Annotated in this window: 25 protein-coding genes and 2 pseudogenes; 18 read left to right on the top strand and 9 right to left on the bottom strand. The window is 67.8% G+C overall.

All coding sequences use genetic code 11. The features are described from left to right. Positions 1 to 437 (bottom strand): LLM class F420-dependent oxidoreductase (locus AB0I88_RS15620; RefSeq protein ID WP_361023704.1); only part of this gene is annotated, 437 nt, incomplete at its 3' end. A gap of 462 nt (positions 438 to 899) precedes the next feature. Between AB0I88_RS15620 and AB0I88_RS15615 the strand changes: the two genes are divergently transcribed. The 9 genes and pseudogenes from AB0I88_RS15615 (at position 900) to AB0I88_RS15575 (ending at position 8,836) form a co-directional block, all read left to right on the top strand. Next, the gene (locus AB0I88_RS15615) at positions 900 to 3,350 is read left to right on the top strand and encodes a hypothetical protein (protein WP_361023701.1); all 2,451 of its coding nucleotides are present in this window, start codon (positions 900 to 902) and stop codon (positions 3,348 to 3,350) included. Positions 3,351 to 3,385: 35 nt separating this feature from the next. After that, positions 3,386 to 3,826, top strand: a complete 441-nt coding sequence (locus AB0I88_RS15610; RefSeq protein WP_361023698.1) for a hypothetical protein — start codon at positions 3,386 to 3,388, stop codon at positions 3,824 to 3,826. Between the two features lie 672 nt (positions 3,827 to 4,498). Beyond that, a pseudogene (locus tag AB0I88_RS15605) lies at positions 4,499 to 4,666 on the top strand (helix-turn-helix transcriptional regulator); the annotation flags it as partial. 208 nt (positions 4,667 to 4,874) lie between these two features. Next, positions 4,875 to 5,309, top strand: a complete 435-nt coding sequence (locus tag AB0I88_RS15600; RefSeq protein ID WP_361023696.1) for a hypothetical protein — start codon at positions 4,875 to 4,877, stop codon at positions 5,307 to 5,309. A 13-nt stretch (positions 5,310 to 5,322) separates the two neighbouring features. Further along, positions 5,323 to 5,661 (top strand): DUF296 domain-containing protein, encoded by a 339-nt coding sequence (locus tag AB0I88_RS15595; RefSeq protein ID WP_361023693.1) that lies wholly within the window; start codon positions 5,323 to 5,325, stop codon positions 5,659 to 5,661. A gap of 252 nt (positions 5,662 to 5,913) precedes the next feature. Further along, positions 5,914 to 6,411, top strand: a complete 498-nt coding sequence (locus AB0I88_RS15590) for a Uma2 family endonuclease (protein WP_361023691.1) — start codon at positions 5,914 to 5,916, stop codon at positions 6,409 to 6,411. A gap of 361 nt (positions 6,412 to 6,772) precedes the next feature. Then, a complete protein-coding gene (locus AB0I88_RS15585; protein WP_361023688.1) occupies positions 6,773 to 7,381 on the top strand; it encodes a phosphotransferase in 609 nt (202 codons plus the stop codon). Between the two features lie 115 nt (positions 7,382 to 7,496). Then, entirely contained in the window at positions 7,497 to 7,916 is a 420-nt protein-coding gene (locus AB0I88_RS15580) for a hypothetical protein (RefSeq protein ID WP_361023685.1), read from the top strand. Between the two features lie 170 nt (positions 7,917 to 8,086). Then, positions 8,087 to 8,836, top strand: a complete 750-nt coding sequence (locus tag AB0I88_RS15575) for a hypothetical protein (protein WP_361023683.1) — start codon at positions 8,087 to 8,089, stop codon at positions 8,834 to 8,836. Positions 8,837 to 8,888: 52 nt separating this feature from the next. On the opposite strand, the pseudogene AB0I88_RS15570 reads toward AB0I88_RS15575, so the two are convergent. Next, positions 8,889 to 9,269, bottom strand: a pseudogene (locus AB0I88_RS15570) (phosphotransferase); the annotation flags it as partial. 76 nt (positions 9,270 to 9,345) lie between these two features. On the opposite strand from AB0I88_RS15570, the gene AB0I88_RS15565 reads away from it, so the two are divergent. Beyond that, the gene (locus AB0I88_RS15565) at positions 9,346 to 10,116 is read left to right on the top strand and encodes a DUF4145 domain-containing protein (RefSeq protein ID WP_361023680.1); all 771 of its coding nucleotides are present in this window, start codon (positions 9,346 to 9,348) and stop codon (positions 10,114 to 10,116) included. Between the two features lie 110 nt (positions 10,117 to 10,226). On the opposite strand, the gene AB0I88_RS15560 is transcribed toward AB0I88_RS15565, so the two are convergent. After that, complete coding sequence (locus tag AB0I88_RS15560) at positions 10,227 to 11,318, bottom strand: hypothetical protein (RefSeq protein WP_361023677.1); 1,092 nt, start codon at positions 11,316 to 11,318, stop codon at positions 10,227 to 10,229. A gap of 331 nt (positions 11,319 to 11,649) precedes the next feature. Continuing rightward, a complete protein-coding gene (locus AB0I88_RS15555; RefSeq protein WP_361023674.1) occupies positions 11,650 to 12,897 on the bottom strand; it encodes an ATP-binding protein in 1,248 nt (415 codons plus the stop codon). A gap of 278 nt (positions 12,898 to 13,175) precedes the next feature. On the opposite strand from AB0I88_RS15555, the gene AB0I88_RS15550 reads away from it, so the two are divergent. Next, positions 13,176 to 14,129, top strand: coding sequence for a hypothetical protein (locus tag AB0I88_RS15550; protein ID WP_361023672.1), 954 nt, complete (start codon positions 13,176 to 13,178; stop codon positions 14,127 to 14,129). An 88-nt stretch (positions 14,130 to 14,217) separates the two neighbouring features. Then, positions 14,218 to 14,709, top strand: coding sequence for an NUDIX domain-containing protein (locus tag AB0I88_RS15545; protein WP_361023669.1), 492 nt, complete (start codon positions 14,218 to 14,220; stop codon positions 14,707 to 14,709). On the opposite strand, the gene AB0I88_RS15540 is transcribed toward AB0I88_RS15545, so the two are convergent. Then, entirely contained in the window at positions 14,680 to 14,994 is a 315-nt protein-coding gene (locus AB0I88_RS15540; RefSeq protein ID WP_361023667.1) for a hypothetical protein, read from the bottom strand. The genes AB0I88_RS15545 and AB0I88_RS15540 overlap by 30 nt on opposite strands. 347 nt (positions 14,995 to 15,341) lie before the next feature. Here AB0I88_RS15540 and AB0I88_RS15535 point away from each other — a divergent pair, with 347 nt between their 5' ends. Continuing rightward, a complete protein-coding gene (locus AB0I88_RS15535; protein ID WP_361023664.1) occupies positions 15,342 to 16,271 on the top strand; it encodes a hypothetical protein in 930 nt (309 codons plus the stop codon). Positions 16,272 to 16,657: 386 nt separating this feature from the next. Further along, complete coding sequence (locus AB0I88_RS15530) at positions 16,658 to 18,100, top strand: hypothetical protein (RefSeq protein ID WP_361023661.1); 1,443 nt, start codon at positions 16,658 to 16,660, stop codon at positions 18,098 to 18,100. Positions 18,101 to 18,675: 575 nt separating this feature from the next. Here the strand turns inward: AB0I88_RS15530 and AB0I88_RS15525 are convergent. Then, positions 18,676 to 19,431 carry a hypothetical protein gene (locus AB0I88_RS15525; protein ID WP_361023658.1) on the bottom strand — a complete coding sequence of 252 codons (756 nt, stop codon included), beginning with the start codon at positions 19,429 to 19,431 and terminating at the stop codon, positions 18,676 to 18,678. A 567-nt stretch (positions 19,432 to 19,998) separates the two neighbouring features. On the opposite strand from AB0I88_RS15525, the gene AB0I88_RS15520 reads away from it, so the two are divergent. After that, complete coding sequence (locus AB0I88_RS15520; protein WP_361023655.1) at positions 19,999 to 20,400, top strand: hypothetical protein; 402 nt, start codon at positions 19,999 to 20,001, stop codon at positions 20,398 to 20,400. A 124-nt stretch (positions 20,401 to 20,524) separates the two neighbouring features. Here the strand turns inward: AB0I88_RS15520 and AB0I88_RS15515 are convergent, their stop codons facing one another. Genes AB0I88_RS15515 through AB0I88_RS15505 form a run of 3 tightly spaced genes read right to left on the bottom strand, consistent with a single transcriptional unit; the run spans position 20,525 to position 23,007 of the window. Beyond that, positions 20,525 to 21,280: a WbqC family protein gene (locus AB0I88_RS15515; RefSeq protein ID WP_361023652.1), complete on the bottom strand. Its 756-nt coding sequence runs from the start codon at positions 21,278 to 21,280 to the stop codon at positions 20,525 to 20,527. Further along, positions 21,246 to 21,782 (bottom strand): YdcF family protein, encoded by a 537-nt coding sequence (locus AB0I88_RS15510; protein ID WP_361023649.1) that lies wholly within the window; start codon positions 21,780 to 21,782, stop codon positions 21,246 to 21,248. The genes AB0I88_RS15515 and AB0I88_RS15510 overlap by 35 nt, the downstream gene beginning before the upstream one ends. Next, a complete protein-coding gene (locus tag AB0I88_RS15505) occupies positions 21,679 to 23,007 on the bottom strand; it encodes a helix-turn-helix transcriptional regulator (RefSeq protein ID WP_361023646.1) in 1,329 nt (442 codons plus the stop codon). Before AB0I88_RS15505 ends, AB0I88_RS15510 begins: the two co-directional genes overlap by 104 nt. Positions 23,008 to 23,362: 355 nt before the next feature. Here AB0I88_RS15505 and AB0I88_RS15500 point away from each other — a divergent pair, with 355 nt between their 5' ends. From AB0I88_RS15500 to AB0I88_RS15490, 3 genes are all read left to right on the top strand, one after another. Beyond that, positions 23,363 to 24,100 carry a hypothetical protein gene (locus AB0I88_RS15500; protein WP_361023643.1) on the top strand — a complete coding sequence of 246 codons (738 nt, stop codon included), beginning with the start codon at positions 23,363 to 23,365 and terminating at the stop codon, positions 24,098 to 24,100. A gap of 78 nt (positions 24,101 to 24,178) precedes the next feature. Beyond that, complete coding sequence (locus AB0I88_RS15495; protein WP_361023640.1) at positions 24,179 to 24,547, top strand: hypothetical protein; 369 nt, start codon at positions 24,179 to 24,181, stop codon at positions 24,545 to 24,547. Positions 24,548 to 24,549: 2 nt separating this feature from the next. Further along, entirely contained in the window at positions 24,550 to 25,437 is an 888-nt protein-coding gene (locus tag AB0I88_RS15490) for a class I SAM-dependent methyltransferase (protein WP_361023637.1), read from the top strand. Positions 25,438 to 25,445 lie beyond the last annotated feature (8 nt).

The following is a 25,445-nucleotide window of genomic DNA, read 5'->3' as shown; positions in this document are numbered from 1 at the left end:
TTCTCCCAGCGGGACTCGATGCGGGGGAGCGCGGTCGCCAGGTCGTCCAGGCGGCTGCCGGCGGTGCCGAACTCGTAGCCGTACTCGGTGTAGTCGCGCTCGAACCAGCCCGAGCCGATGCCGAGGATCAGGCGGCCCTCGCTGATGTGGTCGACCGTGCGGGCCATGTCGGCGAGCAGCTCGGGGTTGCGGTAGCTGTTGCAGGCGACCAGCGCGCCGATCTCGACCCGGCTGGTTGACTCGGCCCAGGCGGCGAGCATGGTCCAGCACTCGAAGTGCAAACCGTCCGGTTCACCGCTAAGTGGGTAGAAATGATCCCAATTGAGGAGTAGGTCGAGGCCGAGATCCTCGGCTTCGGAGGCAGTGCGACGGATGGTGGCGTAGTCCATGTGCTGCGGCTGCAACTGCAGCCCGATGCGAACGGGCCTATCGATCATTTGAGTCAGCCTACGTCCAGGTAGTCTCCGGCTTCTGGACGTCGGGGGGAACTCGCCGGGACTTCGTTATTCTCGGCAGCGCCTTGTTGAGAGGAGCGGCCAGCAGGGCCTCACTGCTTGGTTGCCCACGCCGACGGAGGTAGGGTTCAGGGCGCACGTCAGTGGTCCCAACTTCTCTCCAGCCCGTGCCGCCGTCGGCGGAGTGGTTCAGAGGGCAGTGCACGCCGCATCCTGGATCTAGATCTTGATCGGGTATGCCGCGGCACCAGTGCCCCTTCGGCGAGATGAACGGTCCGACGGTCTTCGCTCATGCCGCCTCCAGGGCCGCATGTGCGACGGCGACCCACGTGGCGCTCGTGAGAGGGCGGCGGTACGGGTGCGTGTTGCACCCGGCGACCGCTGGGGTGCATCTACTGCACCCGGAGACCGTGGCGTCGCCGGGAGGAAGACCATGTGGTCGTCATGTCTCGCAATCCCGAGGGTCCGTACCCGTACCCGACCACGCCCGAGTGGGCGGAGAATCTCTACAGCGCGATCGTCAGCACCTGCCACCAGTTGGGTCTCGTCCCGCCTCCGAGGTCGGCTGTGCTCGAAGGGCTCGCGCCGGCACTCGGCCCGGGTGAGGCGAAGCGGGTAACCGACCGCCGCAACAACCAGTTGAAGCCGACCGCCTATCACATCGAGAACCGTGGCACAGACCACGAGTTGCTGCTGCTTAACGTCGACCTCCACGGCGCTGCGAGCATCCCGTGGCCTCTCAACGATCGGACCCGCAACGACTGGCTGCACCTCACTCCGGAGAACACCGCGCGGCTCAACGAGTTGGTTGGCGCGAAGCGGGCCGTTTCCGCTGCGAAGGCGTTACGGGCGCGGGCCATTGAGGCCCAGCGCCGTCAGACGGCGACCACTCCGGCTTCGGAGAAGCGGGCCGCTGAGGACGCTGTTGCGCATGCGAGTACCAGCCTTGCGGCGGAGGAAGCCCGTTTGACCGCAGCCGAGCGTGCGCTCGCTGGCCGACGTCCGCTGCCGGCCGTGCGGACCTTCGTCGAGGGCGATCGGCACTTGACGGCGCTGGTGACCAACCCGATGGCAGCGGACGTGGCGGCTGAGATCCAAAGTCACGCTGTCGCGAAGTTGCGGGAGCGTGGTCAGCGTCGCCCATACGAACTCATCGAATCGCTGGTGCAGGAGGGGCAGCGCGAGTCGACCATCGTGGTGCTCCAGCAGACCCCGGTTGAGGCAGTTGACGGCACCGAGTATGCGCCTTGGCGGCCGGTGCAGGTCACCGGGAACAATCGGGCCGATGCCCGGCTCCAGATCATGGATATCGATGCCGCGCACCTGTTGACCGGCGTCCCGCAGCCGTTGCTCGTGCTCGACAACGAACCCGAGAACCGCGTCGAGCGCATCCACAAGCTCAGTGAGATCCTGCGTCGCCTCAGCACGAGACTCAACCTGGAGTACGCCGACTCGCAAGCGGATCCCGAGGGCCGCGCCCAGCGCGCTGTCCGGGTCGCGGTGGTCCGTTCCCGGGTGGTGGTCGGCTCGGCTAGCCCGGTCCGCCTAGAAGCGGCCCTTCGTGAGCTGAACGTGCACGACCACCTGCGCGGTCAGTTGCCCTACGACGACGCAGACCGGGCACTTGGCCTGTGGTCGACCCTCGTCAACGCCTACCAGGCGGCCGGGCTGCTCGCCGAGCTGCTCGCCACAGAGGTTACTGGCGGCAGGATTCCCGCCGCCAACCTCGACGAGGATGCTGTGGCTGACGCTCTCGTCGGGGCAGGGTCGCTTGATCCGCTCGGCGTACTTCTCGTACCAGGCGACGAGCCGACCGTCCTTGCCCTCCGGGATATGGCGATCCGCTGCACCACCCTGCTTCTGTTTCCGCCGGTCCCGAAGCAGCCGGACCTGGTGAAGCACAAAACCAAGGACACCGGCAGGTACTGGCCGATCGTGCGCGCCACACTGCAGGAGGGCCCGTGGAGTCAGAACAACGGCAAGCGAGCAGAGCGCCGCACCGAGGTGTGGGCGGCAGTGATCGCGCAGCACTTCGCCCACCGCGGCAATCTGCACGCCGCTGACAACGCGTTCAACGCGACGGACGCCCAGTTCGGTGTCCGACCGGATCAGCGTAGTCTGCCCGGACTGCTCGCCGCCTGCCGAGCCGGCGACTCCGACGCCTGGAACGTCCTGGTCCGCCGGCACCTCCTTCCCTCCTTGATCAACGCGCCGGAGCCGTTCATCACCGCGGGGCAAGGCTCGGAGGTCGCCGCCAACAGGAAGGGCGTCCGGCGTCCTCCTGGCAATGCCGTGCAGATGCTGGTCACCGCCTACACCCAACCAGTGGGGGTAGTCACCCGTGAGCTGCTCATGGCGTTTGCAGAAGCGGTCCTCAACGCTCCCGAATCCACGTCCGGTGTCCACGGCCTGCCGCCGGGAACCTTTCTCGCGCCTGGGCCAGACGGAGTAAGCACCACTCGTCTCGCCGACAAAGCCTGGTTCGACGACACGTTCCCGAAGACCCAGAAGGTTGCGACCGGCGGCGGATCAGGCAGCGGGGACAGTAAGGGCGAGTCTGACACGGGCACCGACGAGACGGACCCCGAGGACGGCGACGAAGACACCGGCACGGTAGCTGGCGACGAATACGATGACCCGCAGACCCGGCTCAACATCATCCGGGCGAAGGTTGCGCAGAAACTCGGGGTGGTCACTGACGGCGGCGAGACCCTCGGGGAGGAGATCACCGGTCTTACCGACCTGATCAACGACTCCGTGAGCGCCCGTCACGCCGCTGGTGCTCAGGAGGAACCCAGTGAGATCCAGAAGGCATACGCCGACCAGTTGAAGACTGTCAAGGCGAACCTGACCGAAAAGATCAACGCGGCCATCATCGCGGTCGGTGACCTGTGAGTCCGATCGGGGCGGGTCTACCTGTCGGCCCGCATGTGGACCTCGGAGTCCTGCTGACGGTGCGGGCAGCCCTTGGCCCGCTTGCCGCAGGTACCTGGACCGGACCGCACCCTCTCGCGGCTTCCGGCTGGCCGGCAACGGCGGCCGAATTGGGCGGCGTCTATGCTGGTCTGTACCTGGCGGCCGGCTCCGACGGCCGACTCCGCTGGCTCGGCAAGGCGTACCGCGGACGCGGCCTCGCCACCCGAATCAGGGAACACCTGGATGTCCCGGAGCGAGCGGCGGAATTCCACCATCTCTACGTCGTTGAGGCGCTCGCCTACAGCCCGCCTGCCGCCATCGAATGCGCCGAAGGCAAGGCGGCGGATCTTCTGAGACTGAGGGCCACGATGAGCGGTAGGCGATGGCCGTCGTCGGCCAGGTGGCCCGAGCTGGTGGCCGGCTTCCGCGATCCGCTGTCGCCGAGCATGCGTTGACAGGTTCGACGGTGTGAGGAATGTAGGGGTGGTGCCTGGTCGATCGAACAGGTACTACCCCGGCACCCGAACTCGGCAGGGTCGACCGCCGCCCGGAGTGCCCGCCAGATCGGAGTGCTTCCTGTTCGCCCGGTGGCCTACGAGGGCTGCGGACAGTTAACCGGGCCGACCCCAGAGTGGGGCTGCCTGCTCTTCAGCCGACCTCGGCTGGCCCGTGGGCCAGTCGTGGATGCGGATCACGCGGAACAGCATGGGATTGGCGAACTGGACGCTCGCTGTCTTGGCGATGTGGACGACGTCGCCGGACCGGGGGAGTATCACGTCTGCCTCCGTGATGGCTGTTGTGGTCTGGCCGGGTCGCTGTCTGACCAGGGGGAAGCCCGGACAGCGACCCGGGGTCATGGGGATGGGTGGCCCGGGAGGGTGGCCGGGGCGGTATGGCCGTCCGGGCAGATTAAGGCTGCCCCGCACTCCGGACACCAGCGCTGCTTGATCTTGAAGGCGACCAAGGCGGCGATGAACCCGATCAGGAGACCTGCCAGGGCCGCGGCCACCACTTCTCCACCCCCTGTGCGATCGTGAGCCAATGACACCCAGCGTGTGGCCTTGATCACTCGTATGGAAGTGGTGGGGTGTCTCCAACCCGCTCCAAAACTCCCGGAGATCTACCGGATGTCTGATCTTGGGTCGACACTGAGAGGCGCCCGCGAGGCTGCCGGGCTCAGCCTGTCCGGGATGGCGGTCCGGACAGGGTTCAGTCGCCCATATCTGGGCAATGTGGAAACCGGCGTGAGACCCGCGACCGGTGCCGTCGTTGAGGCATACGAGCGAGTCCTGGGAGACGATTTGCGCCGCCGCCTGCTGCTCATCGGCACAGTAGCCACCGCTGTAGGAGCATCCCCGCCTCCGCCGGCATCAGCCGCACCAGACACAGCGACAGCGATCGCCGCCGCGATCAAAGCCGGCCGATCAGACCTGCCAGACCACCCATGTCGTCGACCGGCGGATCGCGGGCCTCGTGACCCGCAACGCCGGCAGCGGAGCAGCCTTGGCGAGATGGAGCCGCAAGGGCCCCGGAGTCCTGAGAGTGAACGCCGTCGGCATCCTCGCCAAGACCAGGTCACCGGCCTTCGAGAACGAAGCCCTTGGTGTGCTCCACCAGGACGGCGAGGTCCGGGACCTCTACCTGACCGCGGTCATCAGCCGAGTGCTCGGCCTGCCGTGGAAAACCGCGGCGGACCTGGCAACCACAGGTGCCGGTGCCGCCACACCGCAGCAGCTCGCCCTGATCGCCGCCGAGGTCGAGAACCCGGCCGATGCCGGATCCCGCTGGTGCTCGACACTGCTGCTCTACCGCACCCGGCAGGACGACCAGCCCGCCGTCACCGCCGTTCTGCTGCGAGCCCTACGCACCGAACCGAGCCGCGAGACGCTCCGGGCAATCGGCGCGGCCCTCGCCGGGGAAGACCCCTTGACCATCTGAGAAGGAGACGACCTTGACGCACCTGATCACCGTGAATAAGGACGAAGAAGTCCTCGCGACGATCCAGGCCGAGGTGGAACGACTCGGGATCGCCTCCGCTGGGATCACGTTGATCGGCGCGGTCGGCACCGCTGTCGTGAGCGTCATGCACAAGGACGACGCCCTGGTCGACCGGCTCCGGTCGTACGACCAGCCCCTCGAACTGTCGGGTACCGGAGAAGTTACCGAGGGCAGGGTGCACCTGCACACCACCCTCTATGCCGAGGACTTCACCGTCGGCGGACACCTGCACGCCGCGACCGTCCACGACTTCTTCGTCCGGGCGTACGTCACCCCGATAACTGCCGCATAGGCGGTAGCAGGAGGCTTGGACGGTAAGGGAAGGTGAAGGTGTGCATCAGAAGTGGCTGGACGGGCTGACCCTTCACATCGATGACCGAGCGTATCTGGTCACGTACGCCGACGAGCACTGTGGCGGGGATGTGCGGGCCGCGGCGGCGGCTCTCATCAGTCGGGCGCGGCTCGCCGACCGTGAGTACATGGCCAGGGTCGCCGGGTGGCCGGCCCGCGGGGATGCAGAGCGGACCAACGCATGATCAGCGACTTGGACGGTCTGGCCGCGATGGCCGCAGCCGACGAGCACCATCGCTACGAGATGACCAGCGACGGCCAGGTGATGATCTCGCCGATCGGTGACCCGGCCGTCGCTGCAGTCGTGTCCCGCCTTGCTATGTCGCTGTTGCGTGCGTATGGCTCGGAGCGAGTGGTGGTGCACCTCGGCATCGACTTCGCGGAGGGCGGGGTACGGGTACCTGACATATCGCTCTGGGACCACTTGCCGCGAGCGTCACGGGCCGGGTATGTCGGCACAGAAGGGTTGCGGTTGATCGCTGAGGTGAGGCAGGGCTCGGACCCGGTGGGCTGGCTGGACCGGGGAGCGGTGTACGCCGCCGCGGGCGTGCCCTCCTATTGGGTGATCGACCAGGGCGACACGAAGGTGGCGCACCGGCACCTCCTCGACGCCGGCGGCACGTACCGACCTCACCCGTCGGGGCCTGTACCGATCGACCGGTTGCTGGCCACTGCGCCCAATACGGACTGAGCCGAGCCGGTCGCCGCGACCTTGAAGACCTCGGTTGCACGGAGGGCAACGACATGGGTGACGGGCCACCGGATCCGGACCGCCTGCTGCGCGGGGCCATCGAGTGCCTCAGCGACGACGGCGTCGACCTCACCGCCGTGACGTTCGCTCCGGTGAGCGGCGGCACGCAGGCGACAGTGTGGAAGGGCGTTGATAAGCGCCGCGACGAGCACCCTGTGCTGGCGCTGCGGCTGACTCCCAAGCCGTTGCCGCTCATCCGCCGGATCGGCACCCTGGTCGACGGGGTGCAGTCGGTGACCTGCCCGACTACTGTGGCCACGGGTCGACTGAGCACCGATGACCGGACCTGGACGGTTCACCTGTGCACGTGGATCGGGATCGGCGCGGTAGGGCACGCGGACATGGTGTTGCTCGGCCAGCACCTGGCACGCCTGCACTGTGGCGGGACCGCATCTTCGCCTGGCTGTCCACCCAGAGCGGGCACTTGGCGCTCCAGCCCATCCACGGGGACATGCATTGGGAAAACGTCGTGGCCACGGACACCGGGTTCGGCTTCATCGACTTCGACAAGTTGATGTACGCCCCGCCGGTGTTCGACCTCGCCAGACTTATCGCCACCGGGATGTTCAGTGAGAGCGGGTCTGGCCAGGTCCGATTCCAACTCCGCAAGACCCTCCGGCTGCTCGCAGGCTACGAATCGGTGCGCCCGCTGAGTGACGTCGAATTGGTCGCGCTGGAGGGCCTGGTGGTCCTGATCAACGGGCAGACCGCGCGCCTGGGGACTGAGTACGACATCGACAGATACCGCCATGCCGCCGACACGGGGGCGTCCTGGTGGATCACCCGCCGACGACGTACCCGCACCGACCCTTTCGGTATCCGCGCCGCACGTCAGACGACTGCAGCCGGACACGACACATCCCAACAAATTCCACTATGGTCAGATGAAACCCACCCAGGCAATCGCTAGAGTTGTCCGCGGGGTTGCTGGCTGACAAGGCCACTCCGTGCCGATGACTGCCCCGGTCGCCGCTCCCCGGGCCGCCTTGGCGAGATCGCCCCGTCGGCGCGAACCGGAGGAGGACATGCTGATTCCGCAGCCCATGCCCGAGCAGATGCCGCTCAGCACGCTCACCTACGTGATGCGCCACCTGATGCGCCGCTGCGCCCGCGGAAGCGAGTTGCAGGTGCTTTCCGAAGTTGCCTACCGAGACCGTGACGATGACGGACGCACCCTTGTCGTAGACGTCGACCTGGGTCGCCTGGTCTCCCAGCGCACCTCCCGGCGCAGCCTTGACCGGGCACTTACACGCCTACTCGACGCTGGCGACCTCCTGCAGCTCGACGGTGACGCCTACGTGATCGTCGGTGCTGCCGACCACGACACCTTCACCTGCGAGCACCGCCTCTGTGCGCATGAGGTCGCTGTTGCCCGCCGCGCTGACGAATGGTGGCAGGTCGCCAACCGCCCTCGCCGGCACCGGGTGGCCGGCGCCCTCCGGTAACACCGAACCAGGCTGAATCAGGCGGCACCGATCCGGACCACTACACGTCCGTGGCGAGGACACCGCTGACGGCGGCAGCGACGGCAGAATGGCAGGATGTCTGAGCGCCCGGTCCTCAGTTCGCGACACGTGTCCACCGAAATCCGTCCAGCCGGTCTCAGCATCACGTGGTGACCGGACCGCCGGGCTCGGTGTTGCTCATCGATATTGAGAACATCATCGGGCAGAAGGCAAGACCGACTCTCATGGCCGCCCGAGTGAGTGCGCTGATCCGCCAAGCAGGGCCAGAAGCACGGGCGGTGGCGGCCTGCGCGAGCGGCCGGATCACGGAGCCGGGCACGCACGTCCTGCACGAGCACGACGTCAGGCTGCTCACCGTCGGCGCGACGAAGAACGCCGCTGACGAGGCGCTACTAGCGGAGGCGCGGGCGCTGGCGCGCCAGGGATGCCGCCGGTTCGTCGTTGCCTCCAATGACAGTACGTTCGCGCAGGTAGCCGAGTTGGGCACCCTTGAGATTGTGGTCTGGAAGACACAGAAAATTCGGCCGAGCTACGCCGGACGCGCGAGCAAGATCCATCGCCTGGCATGCCCGCCCGCTGGCACTACACCCGGCGTCACCGGATCCGTACCGGCCACTGCGCCGCGACCGGAGCGAACCCCACCGCTGGCACCCTCGCCACGCACGAAGTCGGACCCCACCAGCCAGCCCACGCCGCACGTCCGCGAGGAAATGTCACGCCCGCCGCGCCATGCCGGCACCCCGATACGGCTTGCACTCTCCGGACTCACCCTGCTGGCTGCTGGGGTGATCGTCGGGGTCGGGGTGGCCATCGGGGACCTGACAGTGCACTACGCCGTCCGCCGACGGGTAACCACTCACCGCCGGGCGAGGCGCATCACCGAGGAGGGCCAAACCTGAGCCATCATGGCAGAGTCGCAGCCCTTCGAGCCGGGCGGAATGTGGGTGTTCGTCAGTCGAGGAGCGTGGCCCGGCGGGTGAGGATGTACGCGGCCGCAGCGCGGTAGCCGCTGCCGTGGTCTTCCTGCTCATGGAAGGTGTACGCGGGATCGCCGGCCCGGATCCGTGCCCCCTTGTGGGCGCTGAGGCTGAGTAGCCGGAGCGCTGCGAGGTCAACCAGGTCGGTCGGGGTCACTGGTGGGCCATACGCGTCGGCGAACAAGCGCAGCCGTCTTGGACGGTCCGGCTCGGTGCCCCAGCCCCAGGCCGCCAGATCTGCGGTGGGGTGAAACGGCACCAGGTGGTGCGCGGCAAGGGCGAGATCAAAAGCGCGGCTGGTGGGGCCGGCCGTGTCCCAGTCGATGATCCCGGACACGCGTGTGCCGTCGAAGACACGGTGTCGAGGCGTCCGGCCGTCGCCTCGGCCGCTCCCGCCGAAGCGGGGTCACACGGTGGGATAGCGTGCGCACGTGGATCATCCCTTGACCCCCTTGACGAACTGGTTCGTGGACCTGCCCGCGATCCGCTGCCCCACCTGTGGGCAGGGCATGCTCACCCGGGTGAACGAGTTCGACGCCCAGCAGTCGGCGAAATCGCGTGATGATCTCGGTGACCCGGACGCCTTCGATCCCGACCTGATCGGCGGTGTGTTCACCGGTATGCTCATCTGTGGGTATACCGGCTGTACCGAGAAGGTCGCGGTGGTGGGACAGTACGGCGTCGACATCGACCCCAGCGGTCGCTCGAACTCCTGGATGAACTGCTACAAGATCACTTACGCCCGACCCGCTTTCATTCTGGTCGCCTGCCCGCCGGGGACACCGGAGAAGGTCCGCGCCGCAGCCACAGCCGCCGCCGAGATCGCCTGGGCAGACCCGTCCAGCGCCGCTGGCCGGCTCCGCGTCGCCGTGGAGGAACTGCTTACCTGCCACCGCATACCGCGCTCCACGATTAACCGGAACCACAAGCGGGTCCGACTCGACACCCACCAGCGCATCGAGAAGTTCGCCCAGATGAAACCGGACGTCGCCCGGGTCCTGATGGCGGTCAAGTGGATCGGCAACTCCGGCAGCCACGAGGGCGGCCTCGGCATCGACGACGTTCTGGAGGGCGCGCAGATGCTCTCCCACGCCCTCGGCCTGCTCTACGACACCAGCGTGCCCGTGCTGATGCGCCGGGTGAACGAGGTCAACCGCCGCGGCAAGCGCGGCCCGCGGTCTCGGCCCCGAACCGGCCAGTGACCACGCACCCGCCGCGATCGGGGCCACCTCGGGCACCGGGATGTCAGCGCCAGCCGCGCGGGTTCGGTCTGACGTCATCCATCAGCGGTGCCACGTGCGTTCTCTCCCGGTCATGGACTTTCTTGCGGCTGGTCTTTGTCCAGCCAGGTGCCGGTGGCGAGGAGGTCCCAGCCCCGTTGGTGGGGATCCTGGTCGGTGAGCCACGTCGGCGGCGCCAGGTGAGAGTCCGCCTCAGCCAGCCGGAGGGCCAGAGTGATCACGAACTGGAGGCAGAACTCGAAGTCAGCGTTCGTGGGGGCGTAGCCCTTCGGCGCGTAATACTCGCGTCGACCCTCGAACATGTCGTCCACTGCGGGAGTGAGGCTGCGGAAGCGCAGGTAGGCGGCGTAATTGATCCCGAGGCTGGTGATCCGAGTGGCGGCCTGCAGCCGGGTGACGATCTCGGTGAGCGCGGTGATGTGCTCGGCGAGCTCGCTGCGCTCGCCGCTGTATCGGTCGACGCCGCCACGGCCGTCGGCTGAAGGCGTCAACGCCTTCCGAATCTTCGCCGTCCGGGGAGTGTGGTGGATGGTCTCGCCGAACAGCAGCGGCGATCGTTCCTCCACAGGGCGTCGTGGTGACAGCAGCGATTCGACGGCGTCAGCGAGCGACATCATCGCCGACAGGTAGTCGTCGTCCGCGGCGGCGGACTCGGCTAACCGGACCAGCGTGCGTGCTGATCCTTGCGTGATCACGTCGGCCATCGACACCTGGTCGTAGGCGACACCGAACACGAGCGGGGTGTTGGCCGCGAAGAAGGTGGCCGTGTCACCGACGATCTGCGCGATGGCTTCCCGGCCGGGCAGCACTCCGTGGTGTTTCAGCGCCACTCGAACCTTGTTGAGCCGGACCATGCCCTGTTTGACGGTAAGTTCCACCCCGGAGCCTGCGGGCTTGGCCAGAGCGTCCCAGTAGTTCGCGAACTGCGAGGGCGCTGCCACCCCTCGATACTCGGCAGCCAGTAGAAGGAAAGCCTCGACGGCGTCATGCAGTGCGAGGACGGCGGTTGAGGACCTCGGCTCCGGAAGCAGGGACTGCTCGACGCCGAGGTGATGTAGGTAGCGGATGAACGCCAGCCTGCTGGCGACCTCCCGCGGAATCGCCGCGTCCGCCCGAGAGGGAGCGGATGGCTCGCCGGGAGCGGTGTCGTCAGGATCGGTCACAAGCCTTCACGGTTCCTTTGCTGACCAGGGCCACGATCCCATGACCATAGTCAAAATCTCGGGCCCGCTGTCCTCGTACACGCGTGCGATCGTGGCGCGTCTCAGGCCGAGGCAGATGCGGCACCGAACCGTCGCGGCGGTCTCGTTGAGGAACAACAGCGACATGGCCGGCGAACGGCAGTGTTGGTGATGAAGCGCCACACCCCCCCCGGATTACAGGGCAACTGCCTACCGCAGATCCTGCTTGAGATAGACGATCGCCCGGACGAGCCTGCCGTGTCCGGGCGATCGTCGGCGTGGCTGGCTGCGCGAGCAAGGACTCGCCAGACGGTCAATCCTTGAGCAGGTCGGCGTACCGGTCGGCGGTGACACCGAGACCGCGGAGGAGGCGGCGTACCAGCCGGTGAGTGACAGTTCCTGGCCTGTCGCGAAGTTCGGCCGTGACCGCCTCGGTGGACTCCTGGTACTGGTCCGTGGTGAACGGTTGGGTGCCGACCGACCCAAGTGCCTCCATGGCGGCCGTGGAGTAGCGGCCTTGGAGTCCTGTGACGCCCACTGCCAGCAGCCAGCGCCCGCCGTAGCCGAAGGTGAACCCGAGGTTGGCGGCGATATTGACGGCCCCTCGCACATGGTGCGCGATGCCCATGTCGAGAATGAATTGCTGGTCGCCGCCGCGGGGAAAGTCGGTGGCCCGGCCGCAGAAGATCGCGATCCGGCCGTCGTCACCTACTTCAATGTCCACCGTGCCGGCCTCCCGGTTCCGGTCCTGGTGCGGTGAGACGGTGAGTTGCCGGGCAGTCAGACCGTACGAGGAGAAGGCGACGCCTTCCGCGCGGTGTGACTCGTTGCTGGCATGCCGCAGCCCGGGGCTGAACTCATTGGTGATCCCGTTGACAGTGCTGCGCAGAAGGGAACTGACCTCCCGCTCCTCGATCTGTTCGGTCAGCCAGTCCCGCGGCGTGGCCAGTGGCTGAGCCACCACGTAGAGGTGGCCCCGCTCGCGATGGGCCGGGGGTACCGGGTCACGGGCGATCTCGCGGGCGATGATTTGCCCGGCGCCGAGGTGCCGCATCGAGCGTGCCGCTTGGAGCCGTTCGACTTCCGGGTCGGTCAAGGTGCGCTTGGTCGTGTCGCCCCGGCCGTAGTAGCGGCCGTCGACCATGTGCGGGGCCATCGCGCTGGGCGGGATCTCGATCAGCAGGAGCCCGTGGTGAGGGTCGGCGGCGTCGACGGGGATGGGGTGGCAGCGTACGTACAGCGGGCGGTCACAGCGGGACCGGGCGATCTCGTCGATCCGCTCCGGCAGGCCGCGCAGGTCGACCGGCTCGACGGTCATAGTCCCCGCCTGCTTGTCCTCGCGGATTCCGACGAGGATGCCACCGCCGTCGATGGCGAACGAGGCCATGTCGCGCGCGGTCTCCTTGTTGGCACCGCTGCCGGCGCTGATCTCCAACTTCACATCGAGCCAGTGAGTTTCCCGCAGGAGACCGTCGGCGATCGCCCGCTCGACGTCCGTAGCGGTCCGTGGTGTCCAGCGCGGAAGGTCGGGTCCGAGGTGAACCGGCAGTGGGTGTGTCATGACGTTGATTGGACAGCAGAACTCCTGACTCGCGTCACCAGGGATGCCAGTGATGCGACGAGTTCCTCAGCAAGGGCGATGCCGTCGCCGGCATGTCCACAGGTGTGCACAGCCGTTGCGGCCCACGGTTCGTCGACCCAAGCGTGATCCAGAACCATGATCGACAAGGTGATGGCCCTCCGCAATTCGAGATGCGCTGGTGGCAGCGAGGCGGGCACCATAATCGGGTCTGCCGCGCTGTTCGAGATGAGGCCGTTGTGACCCGAAGTGATGCCGCCTTGGACTTCCTTACCCAGGCGGGCCGCTACTGCCGGGAGCAGGCCGACGAACTGCAGGACCTGCTCAGCATCGTGGTGCAGAGGACCGCGCCGCCGGGTGCGCCGGCGACCCAGGACCACCGGGCGCTGCTGGCTTCGGTGCGTAGCGACGACCGGCACAGCCTGGGAAGTCAGGCAGTGGTCGCCGGCCTGAGCCTGGCGGTGTCCGTCGCCGATCAGGTGCGGTGGCTCGGAGTGCTGCTTGCGCGACCTGACGACGCGGTGCCGCTGTACGCGCACGCAAGCCTGGCCCGGTCGGCGCTGGAGGCCGCAGCCCTCGTGGCGCACCTGTTCGCTGACGGGCAGCCCTTCCCCATCCGACTAGGGCGTGGCGTGGCGTTCCTGCTTGCGGACGCCGACGCTGCGGCCAATGGCGCTGCCGGAATTCCGGGTAACCCGTACATGCCGACGCCGGGACCAGGAGTCCAGGCAGAACGGGATCGACTCTTCGCCCTGGTACGCCAGGCGAAGATCGAGATGGTTCCGAACAGGACCGGCAACCGGATCAAGGGCATTCGGGTACGTGCCGACGGCCCTGAGTTTCCACTGGTCACCAGGTCATCGGATCTGGTCGAGGAAGCCTTCCCGGACATGCCCAAGGTGTACGCGATGCTCTCAGCGGTCGTGCACGGGATGCCGTGGGGACTGGCCGACAGCATGCGACTCGGGCACCGCGAGATCACCTGGGAGCCGGATCCGATCAACGTGGCCGGGTCCGTGCTTCCTGCGCTCACCGCCGCAGCAATAACCGGACGGACGGTGGCCAGGTACCGCGGTGCAGGAGACACACCCGCCGTCGCTGGCCTGCTGCGTCGCCAGCAGACGTTTGACAAGGCAATGCAGCAATTCGGGCGCGAGCACGGCGTACTCGCCGGTGCCCGTCCTACCATCGCCAGGTTTTTGACACCGACGTGATCCAGACGGCAGAACCCCGACTCGAACGGGTGTTGGAATGCGCGGCGCGGTGGACCGTCCGGTGCCCGGCCCACTACGGTCGGGCACCGTGACGGTTCCTACTCACCCGGTCGATGTGCTGCTCCTGCTCGCTGATGGCGACCGGGTGCTGCTGGGGCTCCGGGACGGCACGGGGTATGCCGACGGGTGCTGGGTCCTGCCCAGCGGAAAACTGGAAATCGGCGAGGACGTGGTCACGGCGGTCGTCCGTGAGACCGCCGAAGAGGTCGGAATCCGCCTGACCGTCGAAGAGGTCCGACTGGCCGCAACGGTGCATCATCGCAGCGTGGCGGGCCAGGGCCGGATCGGTCTAGTCTTCGCCGTCGAGTACGAGCCCGCACTCCACGGTGAGCCGGTCAATGCCGAGCCGCACAAGTGCGCCCAGATCGCCTGGTTCCCCGCGGATCGACTGCCCGCCAGCACGTATCCGTCCACGGCTGCCGGCGTTGCCGCCTGGCGTGACGGTGAGCCGCTCCGCCTCAGCGGTTGGCAGCAGCATCCTCGTCCGGCATCAGGGCGTGGACCGGAGCCCCTCGTGTAGCGGGGTCGCTGCCGCGATGAGTAGATCCGCCAGACCGTCGGCGTTGCTCGGGCTCGGGGCCTCGATGTGCGAGGGCAGGCCCGCCGTCGTGGCGTGCTCCGCGATGGCTTCCATCAACTTCTCCTGCGTCACTGCGCCGTGGCGAATTTGAGCGGCCAGTCGTCGTAGCAGGAAGTCGGCGAACCGCACCGACCATGCCGGCGCGGTCACCGGTCGCTCGGCGTCGTAGTCCGCGGTGAGATCGTCGACGTCAACGTTGAGCGAGCGGTCACCGTCAGTGGTCACGTACCGAGCGTAACGACGTTCGAGGTCACTATGGGGCCTTTCCCGCTGAGCCGCGCACTTCGAGTCGAGGCAGACGACTGTGAACGGGTGCCCGGGTCGACATAGTCAGGTTCCTGGCTCTGGTGGGTAGGCAGGCCGTATGGGAACGACGGCAAGCCCTGTCGTGTCGGTGCGGTCACTCGATCAGGTGCGAGAGCGAGCCACTGTCCCGGCTCGCCCGTCAGTACGCCAGGGAATCGGTATTGTCCGGGTCGTCAGCTCGTTGAAGCCGACTCGGCTCGCGGAGGGCTGAAGCGCGTTTGGCAAACGGGGACCCGGGGACCTGTCAACGTCACGCCGAGGGTGTAGTGCACCCACTCCGCTCGCAGCACCACCACACCATCAAGTCGCCTGAACAGGAATGTGACCGAACCGCGGCCCCGGACGCCGGAGGATCACGCATGCCCAATTCCGTACAGCACCGCCTGGGTGCACAGCGCGCCGCCATCACCGACGAGCCGGCGAGCGCGAGCCGCGCAGGAATCGGCCGCGACGGACGCCTCGGTTTCGACGATTGTTCGGAGGCTCAACGCCGATTCCGGGCGCTGCTCGCCCTGCACGTGTTCAACACCAGCAACATGCCGGAGCCGTTCGGCTCGGGTAGCGCTGCAGCATTTCTGACCTACACCGTTGCGATGTCGCCGCGCCATGACCAACTCGTTGTGATCAGGCCCAACGCCATCGAGAACCTCACGGGAAGGCTAGTGCCGGACCGCGACGGCGAGTTCGGAGTGGCCGGCTTACGCGTCGCGGCGATCGTCCCGTACCGCACGCATCATCTGGTGCACGTCCCGACCGGCGCCCGGCTGGTGATCACCCACCGGCCGCTCTTCCCGTCAGCGGAAGCCGTGGCTGCCCGCCGCGGGGCGCCCCGCGGGTGGGGGCCAACTCCCGACGTGCCCTTGAGCGCCTCCGAACAGGCAGCCATCGCCATCGCCGACTCGTTCTCAGTGCCGATGCAACGGCTGCTCGCGGGGCTGATGGTCCGGGTCAACGCCAACGACCCGGGCGGCAAGTGGACCCTCTGGCACTGGTCGACGTCGGTCTCCCAGCTCGACGGCACCGGCGATCAGTGCGAGTTGCGGTGGACGCGCAGCCCAGAGCCACACCACATCGCTGCCGCCCTGACCGATCCGGTCGCCGGCATCCCCGGCGCTACATCGATGCTGGGCGGCTACGGCGCGTACACCGACATCATGTTGGACGGGGCCCGGCTGCGGTTGAGGCACAACGGATGACGGTGCAGCGTCGCAGGGCGCACCGGTAGGCCGTTGCGTTCCCGGTTCACTGAGCGTCGCGGTACCGCAGGTTGTTGCGGTACCGCGACGGCGGGTTCGCGTCGTCGCCGGTTCCTCTCGACCCGGCGGCGGCACGGACGGCCTGTCCGGTGGCTTCGTTCGCCAGGTTTCGGCGCCAGATGTTCGCCACTTCGGCACGGACGTGATGAGAGGGAATTCGCTCATAATTGTCGGAGGGTCCGTGCACAATGCCCGCTATGCCTTCTTCGCGTAACCGGGTGCGGCGTCCGTTCCCCGTGCAGCGCTCAGCGCTGCCGTTCGTCTCCGACCGGTCCACCGGCGTGCGGTATGACGAGTTCGTCCGGGCGGTCCGCCGGTACAAGGAGATGGATCTGCTCCGCCTGCTCGCCCAGGCATCGATCAGGCAATGGCGCCGTCACCCGCTTCAGCTCGTCGATGAACGCGACCTGATCAAGCCGTGGGCCATCAGCCTCGTGGCCCGCGAGGCCCTGGCGGGTGGGCTTCACGCACCTGGAGGCGAGCGACCGACGTCCTCGGTACTGCGCCGGCTGGACGAGATGGTCATTAGCCTGCAGGACCCGCTCCTGCTCGGTAGTCAGGAGAGTGTGGGGCATGATGCTCTTGCTGGCTACATGCTGCGCAGCAGCTACCAGCAGTTTCCCTACCAGCAGCCGATCTTCGGCGACACCGCGCGGATGCGCCCGATGCTGAAGCGGCCCTTCCCGCGACCGAAGTACCAAGTCTTGAGCGACGCGGCGATAGAAGAACTCCTCGGCGCCGACATCGACACGTACACCGACCTGGCACCGTTCTTCCTCGCTGCCGTGATGAGCAACAACGGCTCTTTCCACCGATCCTGGTTTGACCAGCCGAACTTCACGAAAATCTGCGAAGGGGTACCCAAGGAGCAGATCCTCAAGGTGTACGACACCCGTCTCAGCGCGCCGCTTGCGGCGGTGCGCCGAGCCGCCCGAAGTGGCCGGCACGCACGACCGGAGCTGCGCCAGCACGACTTCAATCCCCTCATCGACAGCCCGTTCATCATCCTGCCGGACGGCACGGGCCTGGCCCCGCTGCCGACTTTCGTCACCGGCCGGTTCTCCATGGCCGCCCTCTACTACGCCGGCCAGAACCGGTACGGCACCCAGTTCACCATCGAACTCGGATACGTGAACGAGGCGTACACCGTCGAGCAGCTCATGCAGCTCAACGAGGCGGGCGCCGATGTCCACGGCGAGATCATGTACCGCGAGAAGAAGCAAGAGAAGTCCAGCGTGGACGGGTTCGTCGTCTACCCGGACCAGGTCGTCCTCGTCGAGGTAAAAAGCCTTCGCCCGGCAATGGACCAGCGGCTCGACCCGGTCAGCTACGCCGAGCGGCTGCGCCGCGACATCGGCAAGGCCAAGGACCAGCTCGTCAAGACGTACAACCTATGGCACAACAGGCACGCGGCCTTCGCCGCCCTGCCGACAGACGGCCGAGCCGTCCGCGGCCTGATCGTCGTCCCGGAGCCCTTGTACCTGGCCAACCACACCATGTTCGGCCAGGATCTCGGGTCGATGCCGTTCCCGACGGCGGTGGTCTCGCTCACCCAGCTGGAGCAGCTCGTTGCCGTCGCCGCTGCCGAGCGATCCGGACGCATCTTCGAGGACCTCACCGCAGGGTCGCAGTACCTGGTCGCCGATCCCACGGCGGCACTGGCCGCCGCGCGGGAACGCTCTGGCGTGGCAGTCCACCGCAACGACATCCTCGACGCCTCGTTCGATGCCATGCGCTGGCAGAGGTACTGGAACCAGCTCGACCAGTAGCGGTTCTCCGGCCTGCTCCCGTACGGGGGCAGGCGGTACACCAGCGAATCCCGACGGCAACATCCTGATTGAGGACGCCTACCCGTACCTCGCGGGGGCGGTGGTGTCACTTAAGCCCTGGCGGTGACGTCGTCGCACACCGTCGACCCGACGGAGAAGGCGAAGAAGTCATCACCCCGCCGTAAAGCCATCCTCTCCACCCATCACGGCAAGGAAGTTGCAGTGACAACAAACTCCGGACGGCGCATGCGGTGGGACGAACTCCCCGGACGTGTCCGGGTGGGCGTGGAGGACATCCTCGGAGCGCCGGTGGACACCGCGGTCTCCCAGCCCGGCGGTTTTTCCAACGGCACGGCGGACCGGGTACGCACGTCCACGGGAGCAACCGCGTTCATCAAGGCGATCAGCATGTTCCGTGATCCGCTCTGCGGGTCGCAGACCGCAGGGCAGGGGGTCGCCGACCCTACTGCCCTTGCATCGGCTTGGCCACGCTGGCGGGACCGTCATTGTGACCGTGCCGCCTCCGGAACGCTGGACTGTCGGCGACTCCGGAGGCGGCAGCCATGGGACCTAGATCAATCGGAGTGTCGGTTCTGGATGCGCAAGGCGTCGTCGCCGAGTGTGATCGTGAAGTGGCGGTCACCCGGATGGACCGCCACGTCCGGCAGGCCGAAGCGCGGTTCGGTGAGCATGGCGGCGATATCTGCGGCGAACGGGTAACCGCACCATTCCAGCAGCCAGTGACGCCCGCCGGGCATCAGACGCCGGCTCGACCGAAGGCAATCGCATGGCCGCTCCGCGCGTCGGAGCGGATCGTTCCACCAGTTGCCCATCGCCCATCGGTGGTGCGGGTCGCGAGCGCGCATGCGGACCACGAGCGCGTTGACGATCGCGGCGATGCCAGCTGGAGGTGTGACGAGGTCCAGGAGCTGGTCCTGTTCTTCGGCGCTGACGGGGACGTTGCTGGTCCACCATTCGTACCCGGAAGGGCAACGCGTCCCGTTGGAAGCCCTGTTGTCGAAGTGGGTGCGTCGCTGTTGGGTGACGATCATGCGAGCACCGGTCGGCAGGTGGATGAGGTGGTAGTCCGGGCCGTCGGTGTGGCGGGCGCCGGTGACCTGGTCTACCCGGAGCCCCGGGATTGATGACGAGGGGCCGGGACGTCTGGCCTGCCCGATGGGGACGAGGTACCCGACCACGTTGGCGGGGGCGTCGGTGATGACGACCAGGTTGTCGTATCGAGGGGACATCAGCAGCGTGTAGTTCGTGAGCACGTGCACCATCGACGGGTACGGCAGCGCGCTCTTCTCTCCGCCGTTGAACAGGTGCAACCCGAGCAGGGTGCGGAAGCGGTGCTGGGCTGGTGTGCACTCGTCGAGGCCGAGTCCACGTCTGTGGACACCCTGCCGTGCCGTCACCGGGTCCTCCCCGGTCCGGTCGGCGCGGAAACGAGTGACTGATCCACGGTTGACCATGCGTGACCTTTCGGGCCGCCCGGTCGGCGCTGTCACACGAGAACCATCAGATCAGATCAGAGCGTGCGGAAGTGGTGGATAGGTGCGCCACACCTTCACAGCGCCGCCGCTGGTACCGGGCCAGAGGAACGACAAGCAACCGGCCCTCCACCAGACCGACCTGCAGCCCGGAATCTAGCACCCGAATTCCGGTGCGTCGGCAACCCGTCCCGCCTCGGTACGGCACTCACCCCTTCGTGTCGTTGCCGCCCCGGCTACCGGTATATCGCCGGCTGGCGGCGCCGCGGGGCGGGCCCAGGTGATCGCGGCAAGATCTTCGACAGTAGATCGAGTGTCGTGAATCCCGAGCCATCCGGCGCCGCCGGGCCGGCTGGCCAGGCTCTGCATAGGCAGACTGAGCCGCGACGGCGCCGTGCCGACCAGGTGCGTCGAAACGATCAGGCGAACCTGGTCATCGTCGGCCGGGCGGCTGCCGATGCCGCTGCCATGACAACAACGCTCTCGCTCTCCCGCACCGTCCGCAGGGTCAATGGCCTGCGTCATGCTCGACCTGCGGAGGCTGCCGTCCTGATCGCCGCGCTGCTCGATGATCTTGCTCGTATCGTCGCCGACGAACAGGTCGCCGATGACTGCGCTGCGGAACTAGTCATGCGGGCGCATCTGGTTCTTCATCCCCGTATAGCCCGGATCGCCGACCGCCGCGGTGCTTTGGCAGGGCTCCGCGCAGCGGTCGAAGCGGCTGAGGATCCGACGCTGCGAACCCGGGCGTCGCAGCGTGCGTGTCTCTGTGGTTTGCCCGAGTTGCCGCGAGCCCGGTGGCGCTGACCGCTCCCGATCTACGGACGCCAGCACTGCCTGTCGGCGGTTTGGGGTGGTCGGCCTGGACCAGATGGAGAGCCAGCCTGTCGATCGGCCGTTTCACCGCATCCCCGGGGAGCCGGTGGCCTGCCTACGCCAGTGTGCGTCCGACACCGGTCATCAGGTCGACCACGGCGTGCGGCCCGTGCGACATCAGCGCGTGCGCGGCGCTCAGGCGGTATCCGCTGTCCCACGGCTCCGACGTTGGCAACCGAAGAGGCAGGACATCGACACCGGCGGCCTGGAATCCGGCCGGTTCGAGGTACGTCATCCCGCCTCGGCCGCAAAGATAGGTCGTTGCCTGGGTGGCGAGGGCCAGATCGACGAGCCGCTGGGACCGATCGGTTCGGCAGTCGGTGTCGCTGCTGCGGGTCACCGTTCCGGGCCAGCCGAGCATGCGCAGCAGCCCGAGCGTTGACGCCTCGGCGATCACCGAGAGCCGGTCGGTGGTCTGCATGGCCGCGAGCACGGTGTCGATGACCTCCGACAGGCCCGACCAGTGAGGGCTGGCCCGGTAGCGCTCGCGCAGCATCATCGCGACGCGGCGACGGCACTTGACTGGATCGACGACGGCCGCGTCGCTGATGCGGGTGGCGCGGCCGTCGGGTAGGTGCACGGCGAGGGACAGCCATCGCGGCCGGGGCGGGTAGTCGAGCGGTGCGACGCGGGCGCGGTGCTGGTAGTCGCGGCGGGTGAACTGAACGTCGTCGAGGACGACCCAGTGATCGGCGAGGAACAGTTTGGTGAGGGTGCTCAGCCGCGGGAAAAAGTTGGGCTGGTGGATGGCGCAGACCCGTTCACCAAGGTTGAGGTCAGGGGGCGAGAAGCCTCCTGGTGAATCCGTCATCGATGAGCCGGTGGTAGGCATGTTGGACGTCCTCGGGTACGTGCTGGTCGACGGCGAACCCGTGGCGCGGGTACTCGATGACGCGCTGCAGGTCACCGACGAGCATGTCGACGACCATCCGGTCGTCGCCGATGGTCTTGAGGTAGTCGTCGAACTCCAACGGCTGCGAGGCGCAGGTGATCTCGACCTCCGGCCACAGTTTCCGGCAGGTGGCGTAGGCACGGCGCTGCATGTACGGCATCGCGATCACCATGACGGTGCGCGGGTGGATGCCGGCGTCGGCGAGAACCTGGCGCGACAGGGCGAAGTTCGCGCCCGTGTTGGTCGCGTTCGGCTCGGTCAGGATCGCGCTGTCGGGGACGCCGAGTGCCAGGGCTTGTTCACGGAAGTGGACGGCTTCACCGCGGGGGAACCGGTCGGGGTGCGTCGGGTTGACGGCACCGGTGAAGACGACCAGCGGGAACCAGCCTTCGTGGTACAGCTCGGCGGTGTAGACCGGCACGCCCGGATCGTGGCTGCCCAGACCGATCGCGACGTCGCACTGCCGTAGGGGGTGACCGAGTTGGTGGTAGTCCCAGAGCAGGTGCGCGGCACGCCAGTGGTCGTCGCTGAGGGGCTGGTGGTGCTCGCTCACGCGGGTTCTCCCTGCTCGCCTGAGTGCGGTGGACGGTCGGCTGCCGGCGGATCGTTTCGATGCTGCGGGCCTGGTGGTTCATACCGTACGTGGTGGCGGTCGCAGCGGTCTGATCCAAGATGGCAAATCCCTCGTTCCGGGTGGCCGTGTCGCTGAGCAGGATGTGGCCGTAGGCGGTGTCCAGGCGTACGCGTTGCAGCGGTGAGGGGGTGGTGGAACTGGACCGGGCCAGTTCGATGTGCTGCAACGCGACGTCGAGCCGGCCGGCGCCGCGGTGGGCGAGTGCGATCTTCTGCTGGGTGACCGACCAGTCCTCGGGCTCGGTGAGGTCGTCGAAGGTCTGGCCGGCGGCCGTCATGATCCGGCTGGCCTGGTCGTGGTCGCCCTGCTTGTCTAGCGTGGTGCCGACCCATAGCAGCGCCCGGGTGCGGTCGCGGTGGTCCAGGCGCTGGTCGTCGGCGAGGAGTTGATAGCGGCGGACGGCGGTGTCGAGGCGGCCGGACATCTCGTCGATGACCGCGAGCGACAGATCCAGTTGTGCGGCCCGGCGGGTGGCGTGCAGTTGCTGGTAGAGCGACTGGGCCCGGGTGTAGGTGTGGCCGGCGGACAGCGGCCCGGCGATGATGCCCTGATCGCGCAGCAGGTCGCCGCGCAGCGTGGTGCCCCGGGCGTACAGGTGCAGGCCGCGCTGGTCGAGGGTGTGCGGGTCGAAGCGGCCCAGCCAGCGGTCGAGAAGGTGTGCGGCGAACGAGAAGTTCTGGGCGTTGAGCGCGCCGGCGGCCCGGTCGAGGTCGTCACTCCACGACTCGTGGTCGCTGGACCCCGGCACCGGACCGTCTGGCGAGACCGGATCGGGTGCCGGTGGGCAGGTCATCTCGAACCGGAGCCGGGTGGCAGGGTCGCAGCGCTGCAGGGTGGTGTCGAGGACCGCCTGCATGTCCGGCCGCGGTGAGATCCCGGCACCGTGCTGCTCCCACTTGGAGATCGTTCGCACGGCGATGCCGAGATGCGCGGCGAAGGCGCGGACGCTCATGCGCATCGCCCGGCGCAGAGCCCGGGTGTGCAATCCGGTCCACTGGTCCACCGTCGTCACAGCGCCCCCTCCCGTAGTCATAGCACCACGCCGTGTGTCCTCAGTGCGGCGCAAGTGCCACAGGAGTGCCACGCCCGTTCATATTCATCGATCGCTTCCGAGTGTGATGCTCGTGTCACGGATCCGCACCGCAAGCGAGCCCCGCGAACAGGGCCTCGCCTCCGCCCAGCGCAGGCGGCAGGCACCTCAACACCAGGCGGCCCTCAGCGGCAAGCACAACCGTCGCACTCCTCGGGCCGCCGGCCAGCCCAGTTCCCCGTACCGGCCATGACCGTGCCGCGCCTGCGGCCGTCCACAGGTGTGGCCGTCGGGATGGCACCGCTGCACCATCCGACGCTGACGAAGGAGTTGTCCGATGCCGGTAGCAACCGCCGACCGCATCACCGTCATCCTGCCCGTGCCGTTCACCAAGACCTGGGAACGCATCCCCGGGATCACCATCGATGGCACCATCCTGACGATCGACCCGGACACGTTTTTCTTCCGGTACGAGAACCCGTCCTGGCTGATCTGCGACTGGCAGCGCGTCCACGACGAGCTGCTGCCGGCGGCGGAAAGCGAAGACCTGACCATCGAGCAGCTCGTCCTGGACTTCGTGCGGGCCAACGCCCGGCCGACCCGCGACCCGGCCGAGGTGCTCTCCACCGCCCACCAGGTGTACGCCCACATGTACCGCGACGAACACCTTCAGGATCCGGGCTTGGACTTCGTGCCCGACGGCACCCTGCTGATGCTGCGCGAGTGCGCCACGCTGATGGCCCTCAACCGGGTCGAACTCGACGGCCACATCAGCAACGTGTCACCCGCCTGGATGCTGTGCGCCGCCGCCCGGGTCGTCTACGATCTGGACAAGGCGACCGCTGAAGTGCTCGACGAGCTATATCACGGCACCTGGTTCAACGAGTCACGGCGGCGCGAGAGCATCCTCGCGCACGCGGCTCTCGGCGGCAGGCTGGTTCACGCCTGCCAGGGCGCACCCAACCAGTCCGGTGGCTGCATCGTGCCCTTCGGCACCGACGTCGAAGCGATGCGCCGCGAGCTGGCCGACATGAGGCTGCCCTGGATCGAGCAGACCCTGGCCCCGCTGACCTGACCGCATGAACCGGTGGCCACGCGGCGTCCAGCCGCACGTCGCACTCCGCGTGGCCACCCCTGCATCCAGGGAGACCAGGTGTCCCACACCAGCAGCGGCGGTGGAACCGTCGCCACCGTCCGCGACGCCCCCGACGGCATCAGCACCACGCTCAAGCACGCCAACTACCAACTCGACACAGCTGGCCCCGGCTACGAACCCCACCCGTCCCAGTGGGCGACCTCCGCCGGCCATTTCCGGGCAGTGTGCACCGGTGCCTCCGAACTGGCCGGCCACCTCGCCGGAGCCATCGACCGGTGGATCACCGATCACCCCGAAGAAGCCGCCGACAACCTCGCGGTGATGGGCACCGCCGCCACCGACCTGAAGGAGACCAGCAGAACGCTGGTCGCCCTGGCCCGGCAGTTCGGCGGCGTCCGGTCGGGCCTCGACGGCACCGGTGATTGACCATGGACCGCTCCGCCGTCTTGAACCGGGCCGCCTGGGACCGGCAAGCCACCCTTCTGCTCCCCGCCGACCGGCCCTCACGGCCGGGCCGGTTGGAATGGACCCAATATCCCGGCCACGGGCCCGGCATCGACCTGCTCGGCGACGTGTCCGGGCGCACGGTCGTCGAAGTCGGCTGCGGCAGCGCCGACAACCTCGCCGCCCTTGCCGCCGCCGGCGGGCACTGCACCGGCATCGACCTGTCCCCGGCCCAACTCGAACGCGCCGCCGTGCGCTGGGGACAACAAACAATGAGCCTGCTCTGCGGCGACGCCCGTACCCTCCTGGCCGAGCAGCCCACAGCATTCGACATCTGCGTGTCGATCTTCGGGGCGATCGGACACTGCCCACCCGAACAGCTCCTGCCGGTCATCACCGACGCCCTACGTCCCGGAGGGCTGCTCGCCTTCAGCGTCGCGCACCCACGCTGGCTCGACGCCGGCCACTCCCACCTGCTGCTCGCCGACGGCACCCGAGTCCCCGTCACCCGCTGGACCGCAACCCCGACGGGCTGGATAGCAGCCGCCCAGGCCGCCGGCCTGCACGTACGCACCGCGATCGAAATCGAGACGCCGGACGGTTCCGGGCCGTGCTGCCTCATCGTGCTCGCCGAACGTCCCGGCAGCACCACGCTCGCGTCAGCCCCGTCGTCCACGGCCGGGCGACCCGCTGTAGTTTCGCCGGTTCCCGCCGCCGGGCGAACCGGATGCCCGAACCGGCGGACACTCCCGCGCGCCCGGCAACCCTGGCCCGGCCCATCCCGCTACCCCTATGACGTGACCCGCCGACAACCCACCACCCCACGCACGCCGCTGTCCCAGATCGTTCGGCCGGAAGGACCAACCTGGTGAGTGCCACC

The organism is Actinoplanes sp. NPDC049802 (assembly GCF_040656595.1).
Taxonomy (GTDB): Bacteria; Actinomycetota; Actinomycetes; order Mycobacteriales; family Micromonosporaceae; genus Actinoplanes.
Note: the sequence above shows the minus strand (reverse complement) of the source record. Positions and strands in the feature narration are given on the sequence as shown.